Annotated in this window: 25 protein-coding genes; 13 read left to right on the top strand and 12 right to left on the bottom strand. The window is 63.5% G+C overall.

Going from position 1 to position 21,956, the window contains the following annotated elements; translation table 11 throughout:
• Window positions 1-29: 29 nt before the first annotated feature.
• The 6 genes from rsmG to IVB45_RS37275 all read right to left on the bottom strand — a co-directional run bounded on the left by rsmG (window position 30) and on the right by IVB45_RS37275 (window position 7,138).
• Complete coding sequence (rsmG, locus tag IVB45_RS37300; RefSeq protein WP_247357358.1) at window positions 30-803, bottom strand: 16S rRNA (guanine(527)-N(7))-methyltransferase RsmG; 774 nt, start codon at window positions 801-803, stop codon at window positions 30-32.
• Window positions 804-810: 7 nt separating this feature from the next.
• Window positions 811-2,691: a tRNA uridine-5-carboxymethylaminomethyl(34) synthesis enzyme MnmG gene (mnmG, locus tag IVB45_RS37295; RefSeq protein WP_247357359.1), complete on the bottom strand. Its 1,881-nt coding sequence runs from the start codon at window positions 2,689-2,691 to the stop codon at window positions 811-813.
• A 442-nt stretch (window positions 2,692-3,133) separates the two neighbouring features.
• Window positions 3,134-4,489 (bottom strand): tRNA uridine-5-carboxymethylaminomethyl(34) synthesis GTPase MnmE, encoded by a 1,356-nt coding sequence (mnmE, locus tag IVB45_RS37290; RefSeq protein ID WP_247357360.1) that lies wholly within the window; start codon window positions 4,487-4,489, stop codon window positions 3,134-3,136.
• A 309-nt stretch (window positions 4,490-4,798) separates the two neighbouring features.
• Entirely contained in the window at window positions 4,799-6,064 is a 1,266-nt protein-coding gene (gene rho / locus IVB45_RS37285) for a transcription termination factor Rho (RefSeq protein ID WP_007598612.1), read from the bottom strand.
• A gap of 247 nt (window positions 6,065-6,311) precedes the next feature.
• Window positions 6,312-6,746, bottom strand: coding sequence for a protoporphyrinogen oxidase HemJ (hemJ, locus tag IVB45_RS37280; protein ID WP_247357361.1), 435 nt, complete (start codon window positions 6,744-6,746; stop codon window positions 6,312-6,314).
• Window positions 6,747-6,922: 176 nt separating this feature from the next.
• A complete protein-coding gene (locus tag IVB45_RS37275) occupies window positions 6,923-7,138 on the bottom strand; it encodes a hypothetical protein (RefSeq protein WP_247357362.1) in 216 nt (71 codons plus the stop codon).
• A 66-nt stretch (window positions 7,139-7,204) separates the two neighbouring features.
• Here IVB45_RS37275 and IVB45_RS37270 point away from each other — a divergent pair, with 66 nt between their 5' ends.
• From IVB45_RS37270 to dnaQ, 4 genes are read left to right on the top strand one after another with little or no spacing between them, the layout of a single operon-like run.
• On the top strand, window positions 7,205-8,044 hold the full coding sequence (locus tag IVB45_RS37270; RefSeq protein WP_027514822.1) for a pyruvate, water dikinase regulatory protein: 840 nt from the start codon (window positions 7,205-7,207) through the stop codon (window positions 8,042-8,044).
• Between the two features lie 30 nt (window positions 8,045-8,074).
• The gene (locus IVB45_RS37265; RefSeq protein WP_247357363.1) at window positions 8,075-8,683 is read left to right on the top strand and encodes a Maf family nucleotide pyrophosphatase; all 609 of its coding nucleotides are present in this window, start codon (window positions 8,075-8,077) and stop codon (window positions 8,681-8,683) included.
• 23 nt (window positions 8,684-8,706) lie between these two features.
• The gene (gene coaE / locus IVB45_RS37260; protein WP_027566246.1) at window positions 8,707-9,306 is read left to right on the top strand and encodes a dephospho-CoA kinase; all 600 of its coding nucleotides are present in this window, start codon (window positions 8,707-8,709) and stop codon (window positions 9,304-9,306) included.
• 28 nt (window positions 9,307-9,334) lie between these two features.
• On the top strand, window positions 9,335-10,051 hold the full coding sequence (gene dnaQ / locus IVB45_RS37255) for a DNA polymerase III subunit epsilon (protein ID WP_018459637.1): 717 nt from the start codon (window positions 9,335-9,337) through the stop codon (window positions 10,049-10,051).
• Here the strand turns inward: dnaQ and secB are convergent.
• Window positions 10,048-10,530 (bottom strand): protein-export chaperone SecB, encoded by a 483-nt coding sequence (secB, locus tag IVB45_RS37250; RefSeq protein WP_007598595.1) that lies wholly within the window; start codon window positions 10,528-10,530, stop codon window positions 10,048-10,050. The genes dnaQ and secB overlap by 4 nt on opposite strands.
• 414 nt (window positions 10,531-10,944) lie before the next feature.
• Between secB and IVB45_RS37245 the strand changes: the two genes are divergently transcribed.
• From IVB45_RS37245 to IVB45_RS37235, 3 genes are read left to right on the top strand one after another with little or no spacing between them, the layout of a single operon-like run.
• The gene (locus IVB45_RS37245) at window positions 10,945-11,640 is read left to right on the top strand and encodes a Tim44/TimA family putative adaptor protein (RefSeq protein WP_027566245.1); all 696 of its coding nucleotides are present in this window, start codon (window positions 10,945-10,947) and stop codon (window positions 11,638-11,640) included.
• A complete protein-coding gene (locus tag IVB45_RS37240) occupies window positions 11,618-13,144 on the top strand; it encodes an MltA domain-containing protein (protein WP_247357364.1) in 1,527 nt (508 codons plus the stop codon). Before IVB45_RS37245 ends, IVB45_RS37240 begins: the two co-directional genes overlap by 23 nt.
• Window positions 13,141-13,731, top strand: a complete 591-nt coding sequence (locus IVB45_RS37235; protein ID WP_247357365.1) for a Smr/MutS family protein — start codon at window positions 13,141-13,143, stop codon at window positions 13,729-13,731. The genes IVB45_RS37240 and IVB45_RS37235 overlap by 4 nt, the downstream gene beginning before the upstream one ends.
• 52 nt (window positions 13,732-13,783) lie before the next feature.
• On the opposite strand, the gene IVB45_RS37230 is transcribed toward IVB45_RS37235, so the two are convergent.
• Genes IVB45_RS37230 through hslV form a run of 5 tightly spaced genes read right to left on the bottom strand, consistent with a single transcriptional unit; the run spans window position 13,784 to window position 17,957 of the window.
• Entirely contained in the window at window positions 13,784-14,908 is a 1,125-nt protein-coding gene (locus IVB45_RS37230) for a hypothetical protein (RefSeq protein ID WP_247357366.1), read from the bottom strand.
• Window positions 14,909-14,936: 28 nt separating this feature from the next.
• Window positions 14,937-16,241 carry an ATP-dependent protease ATPase subunit HslU gene (gene hslU, locus IVB45_RS37225; protein WP_027566241.1) on the bottom strand — a complete coding sequence of 435 codons (1,305 nt, stop codon included), beginning with the start codon at window positions 16,239-16,241 and terminating at the stop codon, window positions 14,937-14,939.
• Between the two features lie 52 nt (window positions 16,242-16,293).
• Window positions 16,294-16,911 (bottom strand): DUF2585 domain-containing protein, encoded by a 618-nt coding sequence (locus tag IVB45_RS37220; RefSeq protein WP_247357367.1) that lies wholly within the window; start codon window positions 16,909-16,911, stop codon window positions 16,294-16,296.
• Window positions 16,908-17,393: a GNAT family N-acetyltransferase gene (locus IVB45_RS37215; RefSeq protein WP_247357368.1), complete on the bottom strand. Its 486-nt coding sequence runs from the start codon at window positions 17,391-17,393 to the stop codon at window positions 16,908-16,910. Before IVB45_RS37215 ends, IVB45_RS37220 begins: the two co-directional genes overlap by 4 nt.
• A gap of 3 nt (window positions 17,394-17,396) precedes the next feature.
• Window positions 17,397-17,957 (bottom strand): ATP-dependent protease subunit HslV, encoded by a 561-nt coding sequence (hslV, locus tag IVB45_RS37210; RefSeq protein ID WP_027566238.1) that lies wholly within the window; start codon window positions 17,955-17,957, stop codon window positions 17,397-17,399.
• 202 nt (window positions 17,958-18,159) lie between these two features.
• On the opposite strand from hslV, the gene hisB reads away from it, so the two are divergent.
• From hisB to IVB45_RS37180, 6 genes are all read left to right on the top strand, one after another.
• On the top strand, window positions 18,160-18,753 hold the full coding sequence (gene hisB / locus IVB45_RS37205; RefSeq protein ID WP_247357369.1) for an imidazoleglycerol-phosphate dehydratase HisB: 594 nt from the start codon (window positions 18,160-18,162) through the stop codon (window positions 18,751-18,753).
• 66 nt (window positions 18,754-18,819) lie between these two features.
• Complete coding sequence (locus tag IVB45_RS37200; protein ID WP_247285043.1) at window positions 18,820-19,350, top strand: DUF2628 domain-containing protein; 531 nt, start codon at window positions 18,820-18,822, stop codon at window positions 19,348-19,350.
• A complete protein-coding gene (gene hisH / locus IVB45_RS37195; protein WP_027566236.1) occupies window positions 19,347-19,997 on the top strand; it encodes an imidazole glycerol phosphate synthase subunit HisH in 651 nt (216 codons plus the stop codon). The genes IVB45_RS37200 and hisH overlap by 4 nt, the downstream gene beginning before the upstream one ends.
• A complete protein-coding gene (hisA, locus tag IVB45_RS37190) occupies window positions 19,985-20,731 on the top strand; it encodes a 1-(5-phosphoribosyl)-5-[(5-phosphoribosylamino)methylideneamino]imidazole-4-carboxamide isomerase (protein ID WP_247357370.1) in 747 nt (248 codons plus the stop codon). The genes hisH and hisA overlap by 13 nt, the downstream gene beginning before the upstream one ends.
• Before the next feature lie 10 nt (window positions 20,732-20,741).
• The gene (hisF, locus tag IVB45_RS37185) at window positions 20,742-21,518 is read left to right on the top strand and encodes an imidazole glycerol phosphate synthase subunit HisF (RefSeq protein WP_007604055.1); all 777 of its coding nucleotides are present in this window, start codon (window positions 20,742-20,744) and stop codon (window positions 21,516-21,518) included.
• 101 nt (window positions 21,519-21,619) lie between these two features.
• On the top strand, window positions 21,620-21,946 hold the full coding sequence (locus tag IVB45_RS37180) for a phosphoribosyl-ATP diphosphatase (protein ID WP_007598445.1): 327 nt from the start codon (window positions 21,620-21,622) through the stop codon (window positions 21,944-21,946).
• The last annotated feature ends 10 nt before the right edge of the window (window positions 21,947-21,956 follow it).

Below are 21,956 nucleotides of genomic sequence, written 5' to 3'. Positions count from 1 at the left end.
CGCAAATTCCCCACTCGGCCCCTGACGCCTCACCCGCGCCGTTCGACGGAAGCCAGCTCGACGATCCAACCGTCGCCTGTACGGCTTTGGTGGAGCTGCGGCTGAATATTCCAATATTTAGTAGCTTCGGTCAATTCAGACTCTACATCTTGACCTTTGAGAAACAACGCTTTTGCGCCCTGGCGCATCAGCGGCTCCGCAAAGCCGATGAGTTGATGTAGCGGAGCCAGTGCACGCGCGGTGACGCAATCGACCGGGCCGGTGATTCTATCCACATTATCCCCGATCTCAGCGAGATGTACGACTCCCGGAGATGTAGTGACGCGGATGGCTTCGCGCAGGAAGGCTGCCTTCTTGGCGATTCGCTCGACCAGATGGACGCTCGTCCCGGCCGTCCCCGCCATGGCGCAGGCTAGGACGACGCCCGGAAAGCCGCCGCCGCTGCCGAGGTCAGCCCAGCGTTTGGCCGAGGGGGTGAGAGCGACGAGCTGAAGCGAATCGGCGATGTGCCGGGTCCAGAGATGCGGCAATGTCGAGGGCGCGACGAGGTTGGTCTTGGCCTGCCACTCCCGCAGCAGCGCGATGTAGCGATCGAGCCGGAGCTCCGTTTCATGTGAAACGGGTGCGAGCTTCAGTGCCGCAACCTTGTCGGCCGCGATGACGGCGTCCAACGACCGATCGTTGGCGCTGGCCTTGTCGATCTTCGGTCTGGTCGGCGCCGGTTCGGAGCGACGACCCGCGCCCTCGCCCGCCGGAGGTTTTCCTGATGACGATCTGCCGCCGCCCGGCTCGCGCTGTTTCACGTGAAACCTATGCGATTGCTTTGGAAGTCTTCCGCGCTTCGCGGCGAAGATAGGCCGCAAGGATGCCGAGCGCGGCCGGCGTCATGCCGTCGATTCGACCGGCCTGGCCAACGGTGAACGGCCGCGCCTTCTCCAACTTGGCCCTCACCTCGTTGGAGAGACCGGGGACCTGCTGGAAATCGACCTCCGACAGCACCATCCCCTCGTCCCGCCTGAAGGCTTCAACGTCGGCGCTCTGTCGCTCCAGATAGACATCGTACTTCGCGTCGATCTCGAGATGGGTGGCAATGACGGGATCAATGGCAGCGAGCTCCGGCCAGATCGCACGGACCTGACTCCAGCCAATGTCGGGATAGGCCATCAGCTCGAAGGCCGACCGCCGCTGACCGTCCCGGTTCAGGGTGAGACCCTGCTTGATGGCCTCGTTCGGGGTGATGGTCAGCGACTTCGAGAGCGCTCGAGCCGCATTCAGGGCGTCCATCTTGGCGCGATGATGCGCGGTCCGGGCGCTCCCCACGCATCCCAAGGCGATGCCCTTCTCGGTCAGACGCTGATCGGCGTTGTCCGCCCGCAATGTCAGCCGGTACTCGGCCCTTGAGGTGAACATCCGATAGGGTTCGCTGATGCCCCGGGTGACGAGGTCGTCGATCATGACGCCAAGATAGCCATCGGCGCGGTCGAACACCGTCAGCGCGGCGCCGCTCGCAGCCAATGCTGCGTTCAGCCCTGCAACGATGCCTTGGCCCGCAGCTTCCTCGTATCCGGTCGTGCCGTTGATCTGCCCGGCCAGGAACAAGCCGCGCAGACGCTTGGTCTGGAGGGTCGGATCGAGCTCACGGGGATCGATGTGGTCGTATTCGATGGCATAGCCCGGCCGGACCATCTTCACCCGCTCTAGGCCGGGAATGGTTGCGAGGATGGCGACCTGGACTTCCTCCGGCAGCGAGGTCGAGATGCCGTTGGGATAGACGGTGCTGTCGTCGAGCCCTTCCGGCTCCAGGAAGATCTGGTGACCGTCGCGATCGCCGAAGCGAACGATCTTGTCCTCGATCGAGGGGCAATAGCGCGGTCCGGAGCTCTTGATCTGGCCCGAGTACATCGGAGAGCGATGGACATTGGCCCGGATCACATCGTGGGTCGCAGGCGTGGTCCGGGTGATCCCGCACTGGATCTGTCGCGTCGTGATGCGCTCGGTCATCACCGAAAACGGCTCCGGAGGCTCGTCCCCCGGCTGCATTTCGACCGCCGACCAGTCGATCGTCGAGCCATCCAGACGCGGCGGGGTCCCTGTCTTGAGCCGCCCAAGGGTAAACCCGGCGCGCTCGAACGAGGTCGAAAGGCCAATCGCAGGCGCCTCGCCAACCCTGCCGGCCGGCCAGCTCTTCTCTCCGAGATGGATCAGTCCGCGGAGGAAGGTGCCGGTGGTGACGACGACAGCCCCTGCCCGAAGTTCGCGGCCATTCGCCAGGCGCAGGCCGATCACCCGTCCCTCGACCACGATCAGCTCGTCCGCCTCGCCTTCGATGACGGAAAGACCCCCGGTCTCCCGGATCGCCACTTGCATCGCGGCGGCATAGAGCTTCCGGTCCGCCTGCGCGCGCGGACCACGCACCGCCGGGCCCTTACGGCGATTGAGGACGCGAAACTGGATGCCGCCGGCATCGCCGACCCGGCCCATCAGGCCATCGAGCGCGTCGACCTCCCGAACCAGATGACCCTTGCCCAGACCGCCAATGGCGGGATTGCAGGACATGGCACCGACTGTGGAGAAACGGTGCGTGACAAGAGCGGTCGCCGCGCCCATCCGGGCAGAGGCAGAAGCGGCCTCACAGCCGGCGTGGCCGCCGCCAATCACGATGACGTCGAAGCTCTCTCGCTCTGTTCGCATGGGCGGACTTCTAACTCACAGGCAGGGAAGCCGGAAGCGGAAACTGGAGAGGCAGTTGTTTCACGTGAAACCGTGCAAAGCGGACCCAAGGTCTTTTCGCGAAAACAACCCCATGCAGAGTAGAGTGGCCCTTGGAAACGTTGTCGTTTTTTGTGAGAGGAAAAGGGGTCACGAGGGGAAAAGGGTGGTCCGAAGGCCAAGACGGGTCGGCGATCGGACCGCGACGGCAGGACCGTACCCCAAGGCCTTGCGAGCGGACAGACGCAATCAAGACCTTTCCGCGCACCCGCTCCCAAGGTGTTACCGCTTGCAGCGGGCCCATGCGCAAACCAGCGACTAGTCGATGAGTGTTTCACGTGAAACATCTTGAACCGAGCCGGCTCTGTTTCACGTGAAACACAAGAAGTGGAACGAAGGCTAGTTCTACAATGAAGAACTAGGGCTACTTTCCAACACAGAATTTCTGGAAAATCGCCCCCAGGATGTCCTCGACATCCACCCGACCCAGCAGCCGGCCCAAGGCATAGGCCGCAGCGCGCAGCTCTTCGGCGGCAAGCTCCTCGCCCTCTTCTACTAGCTCAAGACTCCGGCGCAAGCTGTCCGCTGCCCGGCGCAGCAGATCCCGCTGCCGGGCCCGGGTCACCGACGCGCCCTCGATCGTTCCGAAAAACTCGGCGGCGAATTTCACCAGGGCATCGACCAGCTCGGGAATGCCGTCCCCCCGGCTCGCCGCAATTCCGAACGCACCGCCCGGGCCGACGTCCTCGACCCCGCTGAGATCGATCTTGTTGCGCACGATCCAGACCGAGCCGGAGCGGCTGCCTGCGTTGCCGGACGTCCCCAGCAAAGGGATCGCGGCCGGATCGACAGCGCGCCCCGCCTCCACCAGCCACAACACGAGGTCGGCGTCTTCGGCTCGGGCTCGCGCCCGGCGAACACCCTCCTGCTCCACCGGATCGTCGGTCTCACGAATGCCGGCGGTGTCGATCACCGTGACCGGATAGCCATCGAGATCGAGCTGCACCTCGATCACATCGCGTGTCGTGCCGGCATGCGGCGAGACGATCGCGACGTCGCGGCGCGCGAGCTGGTTGATCAGCGTCGACTTGCCGACGTTCGGCTCGCCTGCGATCGCAACCACCAGGCCGTCGCGCAAACGTTCAGCTTGTCCCTGTGCCGCAAGGACTTCTGCGATTTCGTCGTGCAGCGCACCGATCGCCTTGACCGCAGGCGCGATCAACTCGGCGGGTACATCGCCCTCGTCGGAGAAATCGATGCCGGCCTCGATCAAGGCCGAAGCCTCGATGATGCGCTCGCGCCAGTCGCGCGCGCGATTGCCGAGGAGACCCTGCAACTGCCGTAACGCCTGGCGGCGCTGGCGGTCGGTGTCGGCATGAATGAGATCGTCGAGGCCCTCCGCCTCAGTCAGGTCGAGCTTGCCGTTCTCGAAGGCGCGCCGCGTGAATTCGCCGGGCTCGGCAGCTCGAATATTCGGAATTACGGAAATTGTGGTAAACAGTGCGGCCAGCACCGCGCGGCCGCCATGGACGTGAAATTCGGCGACATCCTCGCCGGTCGCGCTGGCGGGCCCGGGAAACCACAGCACCACGGAATCGTCGATCGGCTGGCCGACACCGTCATGAATGAGTCGGCGGCTGGCCTGCCTCGGCGCCGGCAGCTTGCCCGCCAGCGTCGTCAGCACCAGGCTGGCGCCTGGCCCGGAGACGCGCACCACCGCGAGCGCGCTCGGCGGACGGCCGGACGACAGCGCAAAGATGGTCTGGTCTCGCGGATGCATGGCCTATTTGTCCGGCTGAAAGCGAAAAGGCAAACATCCGTTTCGGCAGACAAATCGCGCGATTTGCTGCACCAATTCCCGCAGCAAAGCCGATGTTGCGATGCAATAATTCGTGAACATCTGCTGCAAGAACCGCTTCCAACGGAATAAGCAACGTCCATCGATCACCGTATTAGTGAATTATATCAATATTTTATGCGACGTCCGCTCCAAGCGACAGACGCCCCACAATGCTGCAGCTTCGTTGCAGCAAAGCCGCACAATGAAAAAGGGCGCCCGAAGGCGCCCTTTGATCATGCTGCACTGCAATCAGGTGTTCATCGAGTCGAAGAACTCGGAATTGCTCTTGGTCGAACGCAGCTTGTCGAGCAGGAAGTCGATACCATCCATCGTCCCCATCGGATTCAGGATGCGGCGGAGCACGTACATCTTCTTCAGGACCACCGGATCGGTGATCAGCTCTTCCTTGCGGGTGCCGGAGCGCGAAATGTCGATCGCCGGGAAGGTCCGTTTGTCCGAAACCTTGCGGTCGAGGATCAGCTCGGAGTTACCGGTGCCCTTGAACTCTTCGAAGATGACTTCGTCCATGCGGCTGCCGGTATCGACCAGCGCGGTCGCGATGATCGTCAGCGAGCCGCCTTCTTCGATGTTGCGGGCAGCGCCGAAGAAGCGCTTCGGCCGCTGCAGCGCGTTGGCATCGACACCGCCGGTCAGCACCTTGCCCGATGACGGCACCACGGTGTTGTAGGCACGGCCGAGACGCGTGATGGAGTCCAGCAGGATCACGACGTCGCGGCCATGCTCGACCAGACGCTTGGCCTTCTCGATCACCATCTCGGCGACCTGAACGTGGCGCACCGCCGGTTCGTCGAAGGTCGAGGAGACGACCTCGCCTTTCACCGAGCGCTGCATGTCCGTAACTTCTTCCGGACGTTCGTCGATCAGAAGCACGATCAGATAGCACTCGGGATGATTATGCGCGATCGAGTGGGCGATGTTCTGCATCAGCACGGTCTTGCCCGTGCGCGGTGGCGCGACGATCAGCGCGCGCTGGCCTTTGCCGATCGGCGCGACGATGTCGATCACCCTTGCAGACAGGTCTTTCCGCGTCGGATCGTCGATCTCCATGCGGAAGCGCTGATTCGGAAACAGCGGCGTGAGGTTGTCGAAATTGACCTTGTGCTTGGCCTTTTCCGGATCCTCGAAATTGAGCGTGTTGACCTTCAGCAGCGCGAAGTAGCGCTCGCCCTCCTTCGGGCTGCGGATGTGGCCTTCGATGGTGTCGCCGGTGCGCAGGCCAAAACGACGGATCTGCGAGGGCGAAACGTAGATGTCATCCGGGCCCGGCAGATAATTCGCATCGGGCGAGCGGAGGAAGCCGAAGCCGTCGGAGAGAACCTCGACGACGCCTTCGCCGACGATGTCGGTCTCGGCGAGCGCAAGCTGCTTGAGGATGGCGAACAGCAGCTCCTGCTTGCGCATGGTGCTGGCATTCTCGACCCCATTCTCTTCCGCGAACGAGACGAGCTCGGCCGGCGTCTTCGACTTGAGGTCCTGGAGTTTGATTTCCCGCATTGGGGTGGTCCTGTGGGGTAACCTGGGAGGGGGGTGCGAGGAGGCTCTGAAATGCGGACGCGAAAAGGTAAGGTCCGCAGGTCTGGCAAGGAGAGCGCCGGTGAGGCTTCAAACCTGATGGGGTGTCCGGCCTCTGGAAAGCTCAGACACGACCACATCCGCCTGCGTTGGGTGGGATATCGCTAATATAGAAAATCGCCTCACACTCCGCAAGCAGAAGCACTGAGCGATTGTTCGCGGCCGCTGCCTAGAACGGCTTCACGATCACCATGATGACGATCAGAATCATCAAGGCAGTCGGTACCTCGTTGATAATCCGATAGAATTTCTGGCTCCGGGGGCGCCGGTCCGCCGCGAAATCCTTCAACCAGCGCGAAAAAAAGCCGTGGACCGCGGACATCGCCAAGACCAGTGCCAGTTTTACGTGCAGCCAGCCGAAAGTGAACCAGTGCCCGGCCCAGGCGAGATAAAGCCCGGCGAGCCAGGTCACGATCATGGCGGGGTTGATGATCGCCTTGAACAGCCGCCGTTCCATGATCTTGAACGTTTCCGACTGCTTCGAGCCGATTTCGGCCTCGCAATGATAAACGAACAGCCGCGGCAAATAGAGCATGCCCGCCATCCAGGAGATGACGGCGATCACATGCAGCGCCTTCATCCAGAGGTAGACGTCTTCAAACATGTCTGGGGTCCGGATTCCTGCCCAGCCGAGGGGAACGCTGGGGATAGTAAGGAGTCGTTAAGGTCTTGCCTGCACACATATCCGTCCGTAGCGCTCTTCTCCAATAAGAATCTTAGATTCTTAAGGTTTGAGTCTATGTGACGGTGAATTGGACTCACACATTTCCGTCCGCCCGTTCACACGCGCTTGTTCACATCCATCAACATATCCCTGATCGCTGTGGCGGCTTTCGATAAGTCGGTCAGCTTCAAAGGCTTGCGCGTTTCTGTCGGCAGCTTATCAAGAGGGTTATCGGCGCAATCCCGTTTCCCTTTCGGCAGGGCGTCGAAGTTGTTCTCAGGGGCAGTGGTGTGAAGAAAATTGGCACTTGTCCCGCCCCCGGTGTCGCACATCCCTTTCCAAGGGGTTAAGCTCCACAGAAATCCACAAACCACACCGGTTTCATACAAAGGGCTTTTGTGCCGACCTCGAGCAATTATTTCCATCTGCACCTCGTCTCCGACTCCACCGGTGAGACGCTGATCACGGTGGCGCGCGCCGTTGCCGCCCAGTACGCCAACGTGACCCCGGTCGAGCACGTCTATCCGTTGGTGCGCAGCCAGAAACAGCTTGATCGCGTGCTCGACGAGATCGAGGAAGCACCGGGAATCGTGCTGTTCACGCTGCTCGAGAAGGATCTGGTCGCCAGGCTCGAGGACAAGTGCAAGGGGATCAATGTTCCGAGCCTGTCGATCATCGGCCCGGTGATGCAGTTGTTCGAGGCGTATCTCGGAGCTGCCACGACCGGCCGGGTCGGCGCCCAGCACGTGCTCAATGCCGAATACTTCAAGCGCATCGACGCGTTGAACTACACGATGATCCACGATGACGGCCAGCATGTCGAAGGGCTCGATGATGCGGACGTAGTGCTCGTCGGCGTTTCCCGCACCTCCAAGACCCCGACCTCGATCTACCTCGCCAACCGCGGCATCCGCACTGCCAACGTGCCGCTGGTTCCAGGCATTCCGGTGCCCTCGCAACTGGAAACGTTGACGCGACCGCTGGTGGTAAGCTTGCATGCGACGCCCGAACGCTTGATTCAGGTGCGCACGAACCGTCTGCTCTCCATGGGCGCCGATTCCAGCAGCGACACCTATACCGACAAGCAGTCGGTCGCCGAAGAGGTCGCATTTGCCCGCAAGCTGAGCGCCAAGCACGATTGGCCGCTGCTCGACGTCACGCGGCGCTCGATCGAGGAAACCGCCGCGGCGATCATGAAACTCTATAGTGATCGCCAGCGTAACCGGCCTTCTGAATAGTCTTGTAATGGTCTTGGGAATAATTTTGCGATGGGTCTGTGGCTCGGCAAATCTTCGTTGATCCTGGCCTCGCAGAGCAGCGCACGAAAGATGCTGCTGGCCAATGCCGGGCTCGAGTTCAAGGCGATTACGGCCGATATCGACGAGCGCGGCATCCAGGCCGCCTCCGGGCTTGCTGGTCCGCGCGAGATTGCGTTGCTGCTGGCGCGCGAAAAAGCCAAGGCAGTCTCGGCCCATCACGCTGGAAGCACAGTCATCGGTGCGGATCAAACGCTGGCGCTTGGTGATCGCCTCTTCAACAAGCCTGCGGGCCGCGCCCAAGCGTTGGCCCAACTGCGCGATCTCTCCGGCCATAGTCATGAGCTGAATTCCGCGGTGGCGATAGCACGTGACGGTGAGATCATCTTCGAGGACGTCTCGGTCGCGCGCCTCGCCATGCGGCAGATGACCGAGGCCGAGCTTTCGGCCTATCTCGACATCGCTGGCGATGCCGTCACCACCAGCGTCGGCGGCTATCAGCTCGAAAGCCTGGGGATCCATTTGTTCGAGCGGATCGAGGGCGACCACTTCACCATTCTCGGCTTGCCGCTGCTGCCGCTGCTTGCGTTCCTGCGGCGCGAGCGGCTAGTTGCGGTGTGAATGTCAGAGATGGCTGGGCGTTGATGCGGATCCTGGGACTAACCGGCTCGATCGGGATGGGCAAATCCACCACCGCGAAATTATTCGCGGAGGCCGGCGTCCCTGTCTACGATGCCGATGCGGCCGTCCATCAGCTCTATGAGGGCGAGGCTGCGCCCGCGATCGAGGCCGCCTTCCCCGGCACCACCGCGAACGGCAAGGTCGATCGGCCAAAACTATCGGCGCGTGTGGTGCACGATGCTGCCGCCATCAAGCAGCTCGAGCAGATCGTTCATCCGATGCTCGGCGCTTCCCGGAAAAAGTTCTTCGCCGACGCCGAAGCCGCCGACGCGCCGGTCGTGGTGCTGGACATTCCGCTGCTGTTCGAGACGGGTGGCGAGACGCGGGTCGATGCCGTGGTCGTGGTGACGACGTCTCCGGAACTGCAGCGCGAGCGGGTGCTGGCGCGCGGCACGATGGACGAGGCCAAGCTCGACGCCATCATCGCCAAGCAGACACCCGATGCGGAAAAGCGCCGGCGTGCCGATTTCGTGGTGGATACGTCGCATGGACTCGATCCAGTGCGCGCCCAAATAGCGCACATCCTCGCCGAGGTCGTTAAGATGCCGCAGCGGCGCGCCTGATTCGCCGCCTGACACGGCTTCTCAGATCATGCGCGAAATCGTTCTCGACACCGAAACCACCGGCCTCGACCCGCTGCGGGGAGATCGCCTGGTCGAAATCGGCTGCGTCGAGATGCTCAATCGCATGCCGACGGGGCAGAGCTTCCACGTCTACATCAATCCCGAGAGGGACATGCCGGCAGAAGCCTTTGCGGTGCACGGGCTGTCGGCCGAGTTTCTGGCGACCAAGCAGCTGTTCCACGAGGTCGTCGACGATTTTCTGGAGTTCATCGGCGACGCGCCGCTGGTGATCCACAATGCCTCGTTCGACATCAGCTTCATCAATGCCGAGCTCGACCGGATCAAGCGCCCGGCGATCCCGCGCGAGCGGCTGGTCGATACGCTGCTGCTGGCACGGCGCAAGCATCCCGGCGTGTCGAACCGGCTCGACGATCTCTGCTCGCGCTATGCGATCGACAATTCACGGCGCACCAAGCACGGCGCGTTGCTCGACGCCGAGTTGCTTGCGGAAGTCTATGTGGATCTGGTCGGGGCGCGGCAATCGCAGCTGCTGCTGGCTTCAGAATCCGAGGAGACTCGCGCCAATGGGGCTGCCGATGCGCCTCGGCGGCAACGGCCGGCGCCGCTCACCCCGCGGATTTCAGACGCCGAGCGCGAGGCTCACCGGGCCTTCATCGCAACGCTCGGCGACAAGGCGATCTGGAACGAGTTTCTGCCCGCTCCAGCTGCCCCTTTGGCTGGTTAAGCCTGGCCGCTCGGCTGAGCGGCCATTTGCCGCTCCATGTTCTGGCGATAGAGGCCGACGAAATCGACCGGATCCAGCATCAAAGGCGGGAACCCGCCGTCGCGCACGGCAGTGGCGATGATCTCACGGGCGAACGGGAACAGCAGGCGCGGGCATTCGATCATGACCAGCGGATGCAAATTGTCCTTCGGCACGTTGGAGATGCGGAACACGCCGGCATAAGCGAGCTCGAACGAGAACATGATCTTGCCGGCGGTCTCGGCCTTGCCCTCGACCGACAACGTCACCTCGAACTCCTGTTCGCTGAGGTTGTTGGCGCTGACATTGATCTGGATGTTGATCTGGGGCGGCTGGCTCTGCTGCTGGAGCGAGCTGGGCGCGTTCGGATTTTCGAACGAGAGGTCCTTGGTATATTGCGCCAGGACGTTGAGCTGGGGAGCCTGGGCCGCCTCGGGAGGGGTGCCGTTACCGTTGGTCATAAGAGTGTCTCCTTACCCGATTGGGCTGAATTTCGCGGCGGTTGGCTAACATAGGGCTACCTCGTTCCACAAGGACGAACGGTCCCGGATGGGGAATTCCGGCCACGCCCACAACTATGGCGTTCACCCCGTCGATCCCGCGCAACTGCGGCCTAAACGATTGAAGATGCGCGATTTCCGGGCAGGATCGGGTTTCCCCTTAAGCATAAAACGCGCTACACTCGGTGCTGTGCCAAAAGGCGCCATTGGCCGGGCAAGATTTCGTGCCTACATCCCACGGACCTGACGCGCGGACCCGAAATGGTGATGTAGACTTGCCGTTCCGGTATGGAACGGTCTACTGGCCGGATCGATTTTCCCGGCGCGACCCTTTCGAACGGCCCCTTCTACAGACGACCAGAAAGCGAATACGACGTGGACATCTACACCATCATCTTCCTGGCGCTGGCGGTCTTCATCTTTCTGAGGCTGCGCAGCGTGCTGGGGCAGCGCACGGGCAACGAGCGGCCGCCGTTCGACCGCAACGCGCTCCAGGGTGCCCAGGACAAGAACGTCGTCACCATGCCGGGCAAGGTCATCGACCAGGCCCCCTTAGCGCCGACGGCCGAGCCGACCCCGCCCTCCGACCGCTGGAAGGGCCTGACCGAGCCGGGCACCGTGCTCGCCCAGGGTCTCGACTCCATTGTCGAAAAGGATTCCACCTTCGATCCGCGCCATTTCATCTCCGGCGCCCGCGGCGCCTATGAGATGATCGTGCTGGCCTTTGCCAATGGCGACCGCCGCGCGCTGCGCGACCTGTTGTCGTCGGAGGTCTATGAAAGCTTCGATGCCGCGATCAAGGAGCGCGAGAAGAACGAGCAGAAGACCGAAACGCGCTTTGTCTCGATCGACAAGGCCGAGCTCGTCGGCGCCGAGCTGCGCGACCGCACCGCCCAGCTCACGATCCGCTTCGTCTCGCAGATGATCTCGGCCACCCGGGACAAGGCCGGCAACATCGTCGACGGCAGCGCCGACACCGTCGCCGACATCACCGACATCTGGACTTTCGCCCGCGACATCACCTCTCGCGATCCGAACTGGAAGCTGGTTGGCACCGGAAGCGCGAATTAAGGCTTTCCTGAAGACCAGCGCGACGGCGCTTTGCGCAGGTGCCGTCGCGCTGTCGTCGTTTTCCCTCGGCGCCGAGGCGGCGCGGCGCCACTATCGCAGCCATCACCATCATCTTCCGGAATTGCCTGCCGCGCCGCCGCGCGCCTTGCCGTATCCGCAGCTTCCGCTGCCGTTCGAGATTCCCGGCGCGCAATATCTGCCGCTGGCCTGGGCCGACGTGAAGGGCTGGGGCGACGACAATCATCTCGCCGCCTACAAGACCTTTCGCGCCAGCTGCCGTCCGATCAGCGCGCAGACCGGCGCTCCCGAACCCAAGGCTTTGGGCGCCACGCTGGCCGAACCCTGCCGGGTCGCCAAATCGCTCGAGCCTACCGACGGCGCCAGCGCCAAAACCTTCTTCGAGGAGAATTTCGCGCCGCTGCGGATCTCTCGCCTCGGCGAGCCCGACGGTTTCGTCACCGGCTATTACGAGCCGGTGCTGGAGGGATCGCGCACGCAGACCGACGTCTACAACGTCCCGGTCTATCGCCGCCCGTCGAACCTTTTCGTGCGCGGCTACAAGCAGGATTCGGTCAGCCTGCCCAACAAGGGCCCGGTCTATCGCAAGATCGGCCGCCGCAAGCTCGTGCCCTATTACGACCGCGCCGAGATCGAGGACGGCAAGATCGCCGGCCGCGGACTCGAGATTGCCTGGCTGAAGGACCCGACCGATCTGCTGTTCGCCCAGATCCAGGGCTCGGCGCGGATCAAGTTCGACGACGGCGGCACGGTCCGGCTCAATTACGATGCCTATAACGGCTATCCCTATACGGCGGTCGGTCGCATCCTGATCGAGCGCGGCATCATTCCGAAGGAAGAGATGTCGATGCAGAAGATCAGGGAGTGGATGGCGCAGACCCCCGACGGCGCCAGGGAGCTGCGGCGCCAGAACCGCTCCTACATCTTCTTCCGCGAGGTCAATCTGTCCGACAAGGAGGAGGCGGTCGGTGCGCAAGGTATCCCTCTGACGGCCGGCCGCTCGATCGCGGTGGACAAATCGCTCCACGTCTACGGCACGCCGTTCTTCATCGAAGGCGAGCTGCCGATCGATTCCGAACGCGCGAAGACGCCGTTCCATCGGTTGATGATCGCGCAGGACACCGGCTCGGCCATCATCGGGCCCGCGCGCGCGGATCTCTATTTCGGCGCGGGTCAGGAGGCCGGCCGCGTCTCCGGGCGGCTGCGCCATGCCATGCATTTCGTGATGCTGGTGCCGAAGGGCGTAGATCCTACGGCGCGCGCCGCGCGGCTCCCCGTGCCGGACCCGCGGCCTTCGGAGAAGATCGCAAAACTGTTTCCGCAAACGGAGACTGCGAAGGACAAGTCGGCGGCAGCCGTGGCGCAAAGCACGAGCGAGACCGTCGCTGTCGCCGGTCCAGTCCCGCTACCGGTGCCGCGTCCCGTGATCGAGCCAGTTCAGGAGCCGCGGCGGCCGGTGAAAAATCGTTCCCATCGGCAGCAATGAAGCGATCGTCCCGTCCGCCCGTGCTGGAGCCTCGTCCCTCGACGCGCCGTCGCGCGCTGAGCGAGGAAGAGCGCGCGCTGTGGGACAACGTCGCCAAGCAGGTCAAGCCGCTGAGGAAGCATCGTGTCGCCAAGGTGCAGGCCGCACCGCGCACCGAGCCTTCCCCCGCAGCGCCCGCCACGCGGCCTGCGTCATCGCCACGTCCGATTGCCGCTGCTCCGGCACCGCGTGCAGCGAAGCCCGCGGTGCCGCCGCTGGCGCCGCTCGGCAAACGTGAGCGCACAAAGCTGTCGCGCGGGCGTAGCGAGATCGAGGCGCGGCTCGATCTGCACGGCATGACCCAGATGCGCGCCCATCGCGCGCTGACCGGCTTCTTGCACCGCGCCCATCATGACGGCCTGACCTTCGTGCTCGTCATCACCGGCAAGGGCCGAAGCGGCGGTGAAAGCGGCGTGCTGCGCCGTCAGGTGCCGGAATGGCTGAGCCTGCCGGAATTCCGCGCCTTCGTCGTGGGGTTCGAGGAAGCCGGCATCGGCCATGGCGGCGAGGGCGCGCTTTACGTGCGGATCAGGCGAGCGAGATATTAGGGAGCATGATCCGAAAAAGTGGGCCCCGGTTTTCCGACCGGATCATGCTTGGCTAGAAAGGCCGCACGATTCCGACGCGCGGGATCAGTGTGACGATCAGGCCAAGAATATTTGTCTTCCGATCTTCCGCCGGAATTAGCGGCGTCTCGCGCGCGGCGGGCAGCATCTTCACCGCGTGCAGGATCAGGAACATGCAGACGGCCCAGTTCGAGATCCAGCGCGAATAGTCGAACACCATCGCGAACATCACGAGACAGGCGAGGCTGACGCCGGCAAGCGCCGCGACCACGAGACGGCGATGCGTGTCGTTTGCGAGCGCAGCGATCAGGTTCGCAAAATAGCGCCACAGCGGTGTGTGCAGCCAGATCAGCAGCACGAACACGGGCACGCCGAGGATGTTGTGGGGCAGGCGACCCCAGGTGTCGGAAATCTCCTTGGCCAGCGGCTGATACCAGATGTAGGCGAACTGCAGCAGGTCGGGCCGCGACGGATCGGCCATCCGGCTCTTCAGGTAGACAACGAAATCCGCCTCCGGGATCGGCATCGTTCCCCAAAATTGCGCGGCGAAGAACAGCGCGGAGACGGCAACCAAGGCAATGATGCCGAACGCGACATTGGTGCGACCGCAGCCGTGCGTCAGATAGTGCCTGATCACGACGATGGTGACGATTGTCGGCACATACATCAGGAGATGGATGTGGTGGATCAGGACGAGAATGATCGAGAACAGCGCAGCCAGCGCCACGAACAGCAGCGAGCCGGCCGGCACCAGCAGCAGGATGATCGCCAGCGCGCAGCCATAGATGTCGAAATGGCCGAGCGTGTGCATGAAATTCTTGAGGAAGAACGGCGAGCCCGTGATGAAGACGAACAGCGGCAATGTCTTGGCGGTGAAGCCGAACGTTGTCTGGAATAGTCTTGCATACAGGGCGAGCGTCGCCAGCCATGTCGCGCCGCCGAGCGCGAACACCAGCCATAGCGGCACCTTGTCGGTGAACAGGGCGACGATGGCCCCGATCAGCGCGCGCTTGATGAAGCCGAAATGATAGTCGACGAGGAGGTGGATGTAGGGGACGTAAGGCGGCAGCTGGATCTTGTGAACGAAGACGCCGACGATGGCCGCCGCGTTGATCGCGAGCAGGAGACGCCAAGGGTTTTGCAGGATGCGTGCGGTCACGCCGCATCCATAGCGCGGCCGCCCGGATTTACAAAATGAACCGGCTCAAATCCGCGTTCTTGGCGAGGTCGCCGACGTGCTTCTGCACGAAATCGGCGTCGACCCTGACGGTCTCGCCGCTGCGGTCGGGGGCGGTGAAGGAGATCTCGTCCAGCACCCGCTCCATCACGGTCTGCAGCCGCCGCGCGCCGATGTTCTCGACGGTGGAATTCACGGCCACCGCGACGTCCGCAAGCGCGTCGATGGCGTTGTCGGTGATGTCGAGCGTGACGCCCTCGGTCTGCATCAGCGCGACATATTGCTTGATCAGCGAGGCCTCGGGCTCGGTCAGGATGCGGCGCATGTCGTCGCGGGTCAGCGCCTGCAGCTCGACGCGGATCGGCAGGCGGCCCTGCAGTTCCGGCAGCAAATCGGACGGCTTGGCGACGTGGAAGGCGCCTGAGGCAATGAACAGGATGTGGTCGGTCTTCACCGCGCCGTGCTTGGTCGAGACCGTGGTGCCCTCGATCAGCGGCAACAGGTCGCGCTGCACGCCCTCGCGCGAGACGTCGCCGCCGGCGCGGCCTTCACGGGCGCAGATCTTGTCGATCTCGTCCAGGAACACGATGCCGTTGTTCTCGACCGCGCTGATCGCCTCCAGCGTCAACTGATCGCTGTCGAGCAGCTTGTCGGATTCCTCGTTGATGAGGATCTCGTGCGAGCTCTCCACCGTCAGCCGCCGCGTCTTGCTGCGTCCGCCGAGCTTGCCGAAGATGTCGCCGATCGAAACCGCGCCCATCTGCGCGCCTGGCATGCCCGGGATCTCGAACATCGGAAAGCCGCTGCCGCCGCCTTGGGTTTCGATCTCGATTTCCTTGTCGTTGAGCTCGCCCGCGCGCAGCTTCTTGCGGAAGGAGTCCCTCGTTGCGGCGCTGGAATTGGCACCGACCAGGGCATCGAGCACGCGCTCCTCGGCGGCGAGCTGCGCGCGTGCCTGCACGTCCTTGCGCTTGCGCTCACGGACCTGGGCAATCGCGACCTCGACGAGATCGCGCACGATCTGCTCGACGTCGCGGCCGACATAGCCGACCTCGGTGAATTTCGTCGCCTCGACCTTCAGGAACGGCGCGTTGGCAAGCTTGGCGAGCCGCCGCGCGATCTCGGTCTTGCCGACGCCGGTGGGGCCGATCATCAGGATGTTCTTCGGGAGCACCTCTTCGCGCAAGGAGCCTTCGAGCTGCTGCCGCCGCCAGCGGTTGCGCAGCGCGATCGAGACGGCGCGCTTGGCATCGGCCTGGCCGACGATGAAACGGTCGAGTTCGGAAACGATTTCGCGGGGAGAAAAGTCTGTCATGGGACCTTAGCTAGGATCAGATGCGGGGCGGGACAAGCCGCTTTTTTTGCCGTCAGATGATCGGCGGACCCGATTGCCATTGTTTCACGGCCTCGATCGGATGGATCAGCATCAGGATATTGAGAGTCAGATTGTCGCGAATATGGAGCGCCAGCATGATTTCGAAGGCGAGCCCGAGCAGGACGGTCACCGACACGGGCAGCAGGCGCGCGGCGAGGAAGCCCAGCATCATGGACAGATTGTCAGAAACCGAATTGACGATGCTGTCGCCGAAATAATCCAGCGAGATCGTTCCGGCGCGGTAGCGTTCGATGATGAAAGGCGAGTTCTCGACGATCTCCCAGGCACCTTCGATCAGCATCGCGATGATCAGCCGCGCGGGCCAGGACAGAGACACGAATGGCAGCCGCGCGAACAGCAGCCAGGTCAGCCCATAGAACAGGAAGCCGTGCAGGATGTGCGAGAAGGTGTACCAGTCGGCGATGTGCTGCGAATTTTCGGAGCTGTTCACCACGCCATGCCACAGCTTGACATAGCCGCAGGTGCAGATCGGCACCCGGCCCATCGCAAGCAGGATCGAGGCCTGCATCGCCAGCAGCAGCAGCGCGATGCCGACCCAGGCGAGCGGTGGAAACGCGGCCCTGCTCTCATGCGTGGTTGTCAGCGTCATGCCTCGCGCACCATCAGCAGCGCTGCTCCGTCGGGCGTCTCGACCATGCGGTCGCGGATAAAGCCGGCCTTCTCATAGGCACGCACGGCGCGCGCGTTGAGCGGATCAGGATCAGTGACGATGCGCGGCAGACCGTCTCGTAACTGCGCGTCGGCGAATTGGCGGATGAATGCCGAACCGTGCCCGCGCGCGATCATTTCGCTTTCGCCGATGAACTGATCGATGCCACGGGTGGCCTCCGGTTGCGGCCCAAGACCCGTATTCCAGGCGGTCAGGCGGTAGCATTGAAGATAGCCGAACGGCTTGCCGTCGGCCAACACGATGAACTGGTCCATGTCCGGCTCATCCAGATCGCCGCTCACGAGCGCGAACTGCTCGTCCGGATCGCCCCACCAGTCCCGCACATGAGCTTCGCCGAGCCATCGCCGGATTAGCGGCAGATCGGCCGCGGTCATCGGGCGGAAGGTGTAGGCGGGGGCCATGGCCTACCCGGCCGACAGCGCTTCGACAGTGACATTACGGTTGGTGTAGACGCAGATGTCGGCAGCGATGTCGAGGGAGCGGCGGACGATGGTCTCGGCGTCCTTGTCGGTGTCGAGCAAGGCGCGTGCGGCCGCCAGCGCGTAATTCCCGCCCGAACCGATCGCCATGACGCCGGCTTCGGGCTCCAGCACGTCGCCGGTACCTGTCAGCACCAGGGAAACGTCCTTGTCGGCGACGATCATCATGGCCTCCAGCCGTCGCAAATAACGGTCGGTGCGCCAATCCTTGGCGAGCTCGACGGCGGCCCGGGTCAATTGCCCCGGATATTGCTCGAGTTTGGCTTCCAAACGCTCGAACAGCGTGAAGGCGTCGGCCGTGGCGCCGGCAAAGCCGCCGATGACGTCGCCCTTGCCGAGTTTCCGGACCTTCCTGGCGTTGTGCTTGATCACGGTCTGGCCGATCGAGACCTGGCCGTCGCCGCCGACCACCACCGTGCCGCCCTTGCGGACCGTCAAAATCGTGGTGCCGTGCCAGACCGGCGAGCTGTTTGGGGAGTCCTGCATGAATGATCCTCGTTGTCCGGCCTGATTTAGGCGGTCGGGGCCAAGGGGACAACTGGCCCACAACGGGCCGCTCCGGGCCCAATTTCGCTCACCATAGGCAGAAGTAGAGGCCCGGCCAGCCGTTCCCGCAGTAGCGAAGGCGTCATTTGGCTGTTAAAAGACCGGCGTTTTCGGCCCCGAACGAGGATGAAAGCTAGTTTTGATGCGCACCGCGACGATCAAGCGCAAGACCAAGGAAACCGACATCGAGGTCACCGTGAACCTCGATGGCACCGGCGTGTCCAATATCGCGACCGGCATCGGCTTTTTCGACCATATGCTCGATCTCCTCGCCCGCCATTCCCGCATCGACCTCACGGTCAAGGCGGTCGGCGATCTGCACATTGATCATCACCATACCACCGAAGACACCGGCATCGCGCTCGGCCAGGCCCTCCAGCAAGCGCTCGGCAACATGGCGGGCATCACCCGCTATGCCGGCGTGCACATGCCCATGGACGAGACGCTGTCGCGCGTGGTCATCGACATCTCGGGCCGCCCGGTCCTGGTGTTCAAGGTCGACTTCCCACGCGACAAGATCGGCGAGTTCGACACCGAGCTGGTGCGCGAGTGGTTCCAGGCCTTCGCCATGAACGCGGGCGTGACTCTTCACGTCGAGACCCTATATGGCGATAACAGCCACCATATCGCCGAGTCCTGCTTCAAGGGTCTGGCACGGGCGCTGCGCACCGCCGTCGCGATCGATCCGAAGGCTGTGGGCGAAATCCCGTCCACCAAGGGCTCGCTCGGCGGCTGACATCTTTCGGCCCGCGGCCCGCGCCGTTTGCGGTATCACTGAATTCCTAGGGAACGGGGCATCGCCATGTCCGTCTACACAGTTCATGCTCCCTCACCTGCCGGAGCCGATCTGCGCGCGACCGACAAGTTCGTCTTCGTGCGCGACGGCTTCCATTTCTGGGCGATGATCTTTGGACCGTTCTGGCTGCTGTGGAATCGGCTGTGGCTGGCGCTGATCGGCTGGGTGATCTTCGTTGCCGCCTTCAATGTCGGGCTGTCCAGCCTCGGCGTCGGCCGGTCGTCGATCTTCTTCGCCGACATCATCGTCGCGCTCCTGATGGGATTCGAAGCCTCCAGCCTGCGCCGCTGGACGCTGTCGCGCGGAAAATGGCGACAGCTCGACGTGGTGATTTCCGACGACGAGGACACCGCCGAGCGCCGCTTCTTCGAGCGCTGGAGCCAGAAGCAGCGCGGCATCGTCAACGATCAATGGGCCGTCGATCGCGGCGGCCCGCCGCCGACCCGCAACGTGCCGGGTCAGCAATTCTCCAACCCGCCGCCAATGCCGGCGGGTGGCATCATTGGTTTGTTTCCGGAACCGGGAGGGTCAAGGTGAGCGTCGCCATCATCGATTACGGTTCCGGCAATCTGCATTCGGCCGCCAAGGCGTTCGAGCGCGCCGCGCGCAGCATGGAGAACCCGCAAAAGGTCTTCGTCACCAGCGATCCGGACCAGGCCTACAGCGCCGACCGTCTGGTGCTGCCGGGCGTCGGCGCCTTCGCCGATTGCCGGCGTGGGCTCGATGCGGTCAACGGCATGGTCGAGGCGATCACCGAAGCGGTGCGGGTCAAGGCGCGGCCGATGTTCGGCATCTGCGTCGGCATGCAGCTGTTCGCCACCCGCGGCAAGGAGCATGTCATTACGCAAGGCCTGAACTGGATCGGCGGCGACGTCGAGAAGATCACGCCGCGCGACGAGAGCCTGAAGATCCCGCACATGGGCTGGAATACGCTCGATGTGCTGCGCGAGCACCCGGTGCTGGACAAGCTGCCGCTCGGCCCCAAGGGCCAGCACGCTTACTTCGTGCACTCCTACCACCTCAACGCCGCCAACGAGGCGGACGTGCTCGCGCGCGCCGATTACGGCGGGCCCGTCACCGCGATCGTCGGCAAGGATACGGCCATCGGGACGCAGTTTCACCCGGAGAAGAGCCAGCGTTTCGGTTTGGCCCTGATCTCGAACTTTTTGCGATGGAAACCGTGATTCTCTTTCCCGCGATCGACCTCAAGAACGGCCAATGCGTGCGCCTCGAACAGGGCGACATGGCGCGCGCGACCGTGTTCAACCTCAATCCCGCCGCGCAGGCCGAGAGCTTCGTCGCGCAGGGCTTTGAGTATCTCCATGTCGTCGATCTCGACGGCGCGTTTGCCGGCAAGCCGGTGAATGCGCAGGCCGTCGACGCGATGTTGAAGACGATCACGATTCCGGTGCAGCTCGGTGGCGGCATTCGCGATCTCGCGACTGTCGAGGCCTGGCTCGAAAAAGGCATCACCCGTGTCATCATCGGCACCGCCGCGGTACGCGACCCCGAATTGGTGAAGGCTGCCGCCAGGAAATTCCCCGGCCGCGTCGCGGTCGGGCTCGATGCACGTGACGGCAAGGTCGCGGTCGAAGGCTGGGCCGAGACCTCGCAGGTGACGGCGCTGGAGATCGCACGGCGTTTCGAGGATGCCGGCGTCGCCGCCATCATCTTCACCGACATCGCGCGCGACGGCCTGCTCAAGGGCCTGAATCTCGATGCGACCATCGCGCTGGCGGATGCGATCTCGATTCCCGTGATCGCCTCCGGTGGCCTCGCCTCGATCGAGGACGTCAAGGCGATGCTGACGCCGCGCGCGAAAAAGCTCGCCGGCGCGATCGCAGGCCGCGCGCTCTATGACGGTCGGCTCGAGCCGGCCGCCGCCCTAACCTTGATCCGCAACGCGCGCGCCGCCTAGGAGCTGACACATGTTCAAGGTGCGCGTGATCCCCTGCCTCGACGTCAAGGACGGCCGCGTCGTCAAGGGTGTCAACTTCGTTGACCTGCGCGATGCCGGCGATCCCGTCGAAGCGGCGATCGCCTATGACGCAGCCGGCGCCGACGAGCTCACTTTCCTCGACATCACCGCGACCCATGAGAATCGCGGCATCATGCTGGACGTGGTCCGGCGCACCGCTGAAGCCTGCTTCATGCCTGTGACCGTCGGCGGCGGCGTGCGTGAGGTCAACGACATCAAGACCCTCCTGCGCGCCGGCGCCGACAAGGTCTCGATCAACAGCGCCGCGGTGTCGCGGCGCGAGTTCGTCAAGGAAGCCGCCGAGAAATTCGGCGGGCAGTGCGTGGTGGTCGCGATCGATGCCAAGCGGGTCAAACGCGCCGGTGGCGGAGAGCGCTGGGAGATCTTCACCCATGGCGGCCGCAACTCGACCGGCATCGACGCCATCGAATATGCCCAGGAGGTGGTCTCGCTCGGCGCCGGTGAAATCCTGCTCACCTCGATGGACCGCGACGGTACGCGGCAGGGTTTCGACATCCCGCTGACCCGGGCGATCGCCGACAGCATTCCCGTTCCCGTGATCGCTTCGGGCGGCGTCGGCAATCTCGACCACCTCGTCGACGGTATTCGCGACGGCCACGCCACCGCCGTGCTGGCCGCCTCGATCTTCCATTTCGGGGAATTCACCATCCGCGAAGCCAAGGAGCACATGTCCCGGCGCGGGCTGCCCATGCGCCTCGATGCCTGACGACTCCCGTCCCTAAAAATGCTACATCATCGGCGGGATCCGGCTTATCCCGCCAGGTAACCGGCCAATCATCGGCCAAGGCGCGTTTTCCGAGTATTTGTATGCCGCGTTTCACGATCCACGACCTGGCCGAGACCATCGACGCCCGCGCGGCAGCGGGTGGCGAGGCGTCCTATACCCGCAAGCTCCTCGACAAGGGCGCCGAACATTGCGCCAAGAAGTTCGGAGAGGAAGCAGTCGAAACCGTAATCGCCGCAGTCGAAAACGATCGCGCGCATCTGATCGCGGAAGGCGCCGACCTGCTCTATCATTTCCTTGTGCTGCTCAAGGCCCGCGGCGTAAAGCTGGAAGAGGTCGAGGCCGCATTGGACAAGCGGACCAATATGTCAGGGTTGGAAGAAAAGGCGTCGCGCAAGGGCGGCAGCTAGCCGAGGTGGA

Source organism: Bradyrhizobium sp. 4 (genome assembly GCF_023100905.1).
In the GTDB taxonomy this organism is placed as follows: Bacteria; Pseudomonadota; Alphaproteobacteria; order Rhizobiales; family Xanthobacteraceae; genus Bradyrhizobium.
Note: the sequence above shows the minus strand (reverse complement) of the source record. Positions and strands in the feature narration are given on the sequence as shown.

What these genes read in the sequence shown, in the direction of transcription:
- hslV (WP_027566238.1), bottom strand. Translation starts at nt 17,957, where the DNA reads ATGCAGGACTCCCCAAACAGCTCGCCGGTCTGGCACGGCACCACGATT.
- IVB45_RS37220 (WP_247357367.1), bottom strand. Translation starts at nt 16,911, where the DNA reads ATGACGCTGACAACCACGCATGAGAGCAGGGCCGCGTTTCCACCGCTC.
- coaE (WP_027566246.1), top strand. Translation starts at nt 8,707, where the DNA reads ATGCGGATCCTGGGACTAACCGGCTCGATCGGGATGGGCAAATCCACC.
- hemJ (WP_247357361.1), bottom strand. Translation starts at nt 6,746, where the DNA reads ATGTTTGAAGACGTCTACCTCTGGATGAAGGCGCTGCATGTGATCGCC.
- hslU (WP_027566241.1), bottom strand. Translation starts at nt 16,241, where the DNA reads ATGACAGACTTTTCTCCCCGCGAAATCGTTTCCGAACTCGACCGTTTC.
- hisB (WP_247357369.1), top strand. Translation starts at nt 18,160, where the DNA reads ATGCGCACCGCGACGATCAAGCGCAAGACCAAGGAAACCGACATCGAG.
- secB (WP_007598595.1), bottom strand. Translation starts at nt 10,530, where the DNA reads ATGACCAACGGTAACGGCACCCCTCCCGAGGCGGCCCAGGCTCCCCAG.
- IVB45_RS37275 (WP_247357362.1), bottom strand. Translation starts at nt 7,138, where the DNA reads ATGTGCGACACCGGGGGCGGGACAAGTGCCAATTTTCTTCACACCACT.
- IVB45_RS37235 (WP_247357365.1), top strand. Translation starts at nt 13,141, where the DNA reads ATGAAGCGATCGTCCCGTCCGCCCGTGCTGGAGCCTCGTCCCTCGACG.
- hisA (WP_247357370.1), top strand. Translation starts at nt 19,985, where the DNA reads ATGGAAACCGTGATTCTCTTTCCCGCGATCGACCTCAAGAACGGCCAA.
- dnaQ (WP_018459637.1), top strand. Translation starts at nt 9,335, where the DNA reads ATGCGCGAAATCGTTCTCGACACCGAAACCACCGGCCTCGACCCGCTG.
- rho (WP_007598612.1), bottom strand. Translation starts at nt 6,064, where the DNA reads ATGCGGGAAATCAAACTCCAGGACCTCAAGTCGAAGACGCCGGCCGAG.
- IVB45_RS37265 (WP_247357363.1), top strand. Translation starts at nt 8,075, where the DNA reads ATGGGTCTGTGGCTCGGCAAATCTTCGTTGATCCTGGCCTCGCAGAGC.
- hisF (WP_007604055.1), top strand. Translation starts at nt 20,742, where the DNA reads ATGTTCAAGGTGCGCGTGATCCCCTGCCTCGACGTCAAGGACGGCCGC.
- IVB45_RS37200 (WP_247285043.1), top strand. Translation starts at nt 18,820, where the DNA reads ATGTCCGTCTACACAGTTCATGCTCCCTCACCTGCCGGAGCCGATCTG.
- IVB45_RS37215 (WP_247357368.1), bottom strand. Translation starts at nt 17,393, where the DNA reads ATGGCCCCCGCCTACACCTTCCGCCCGATGACCGCGGCCGATCTGCCG.
- mnmE (WP_247357360.1), bottom strand. Translation starts at nt 4,489, where the DNA reads ATGCATCCGCGAGACCAGACCATCTTTGCGCTGTCGTCCGGCCGTCCG.
- IVB45_RS37180 (WP_007598445.1), top strand. Translation starts at nt 21,620, where the DNA reads ATGCCGCGTTTCACGATCCACGACCTGGCCGAGACCATCGACGCCCGC.
- mnmG (WP_247357359.1), bottom strand. Translation starts at nt 2,691, where the DNA reads ATGCGAACAGAGCGAGAGAGCTTCGACGTCATCGTGATTGGCGGCGGC.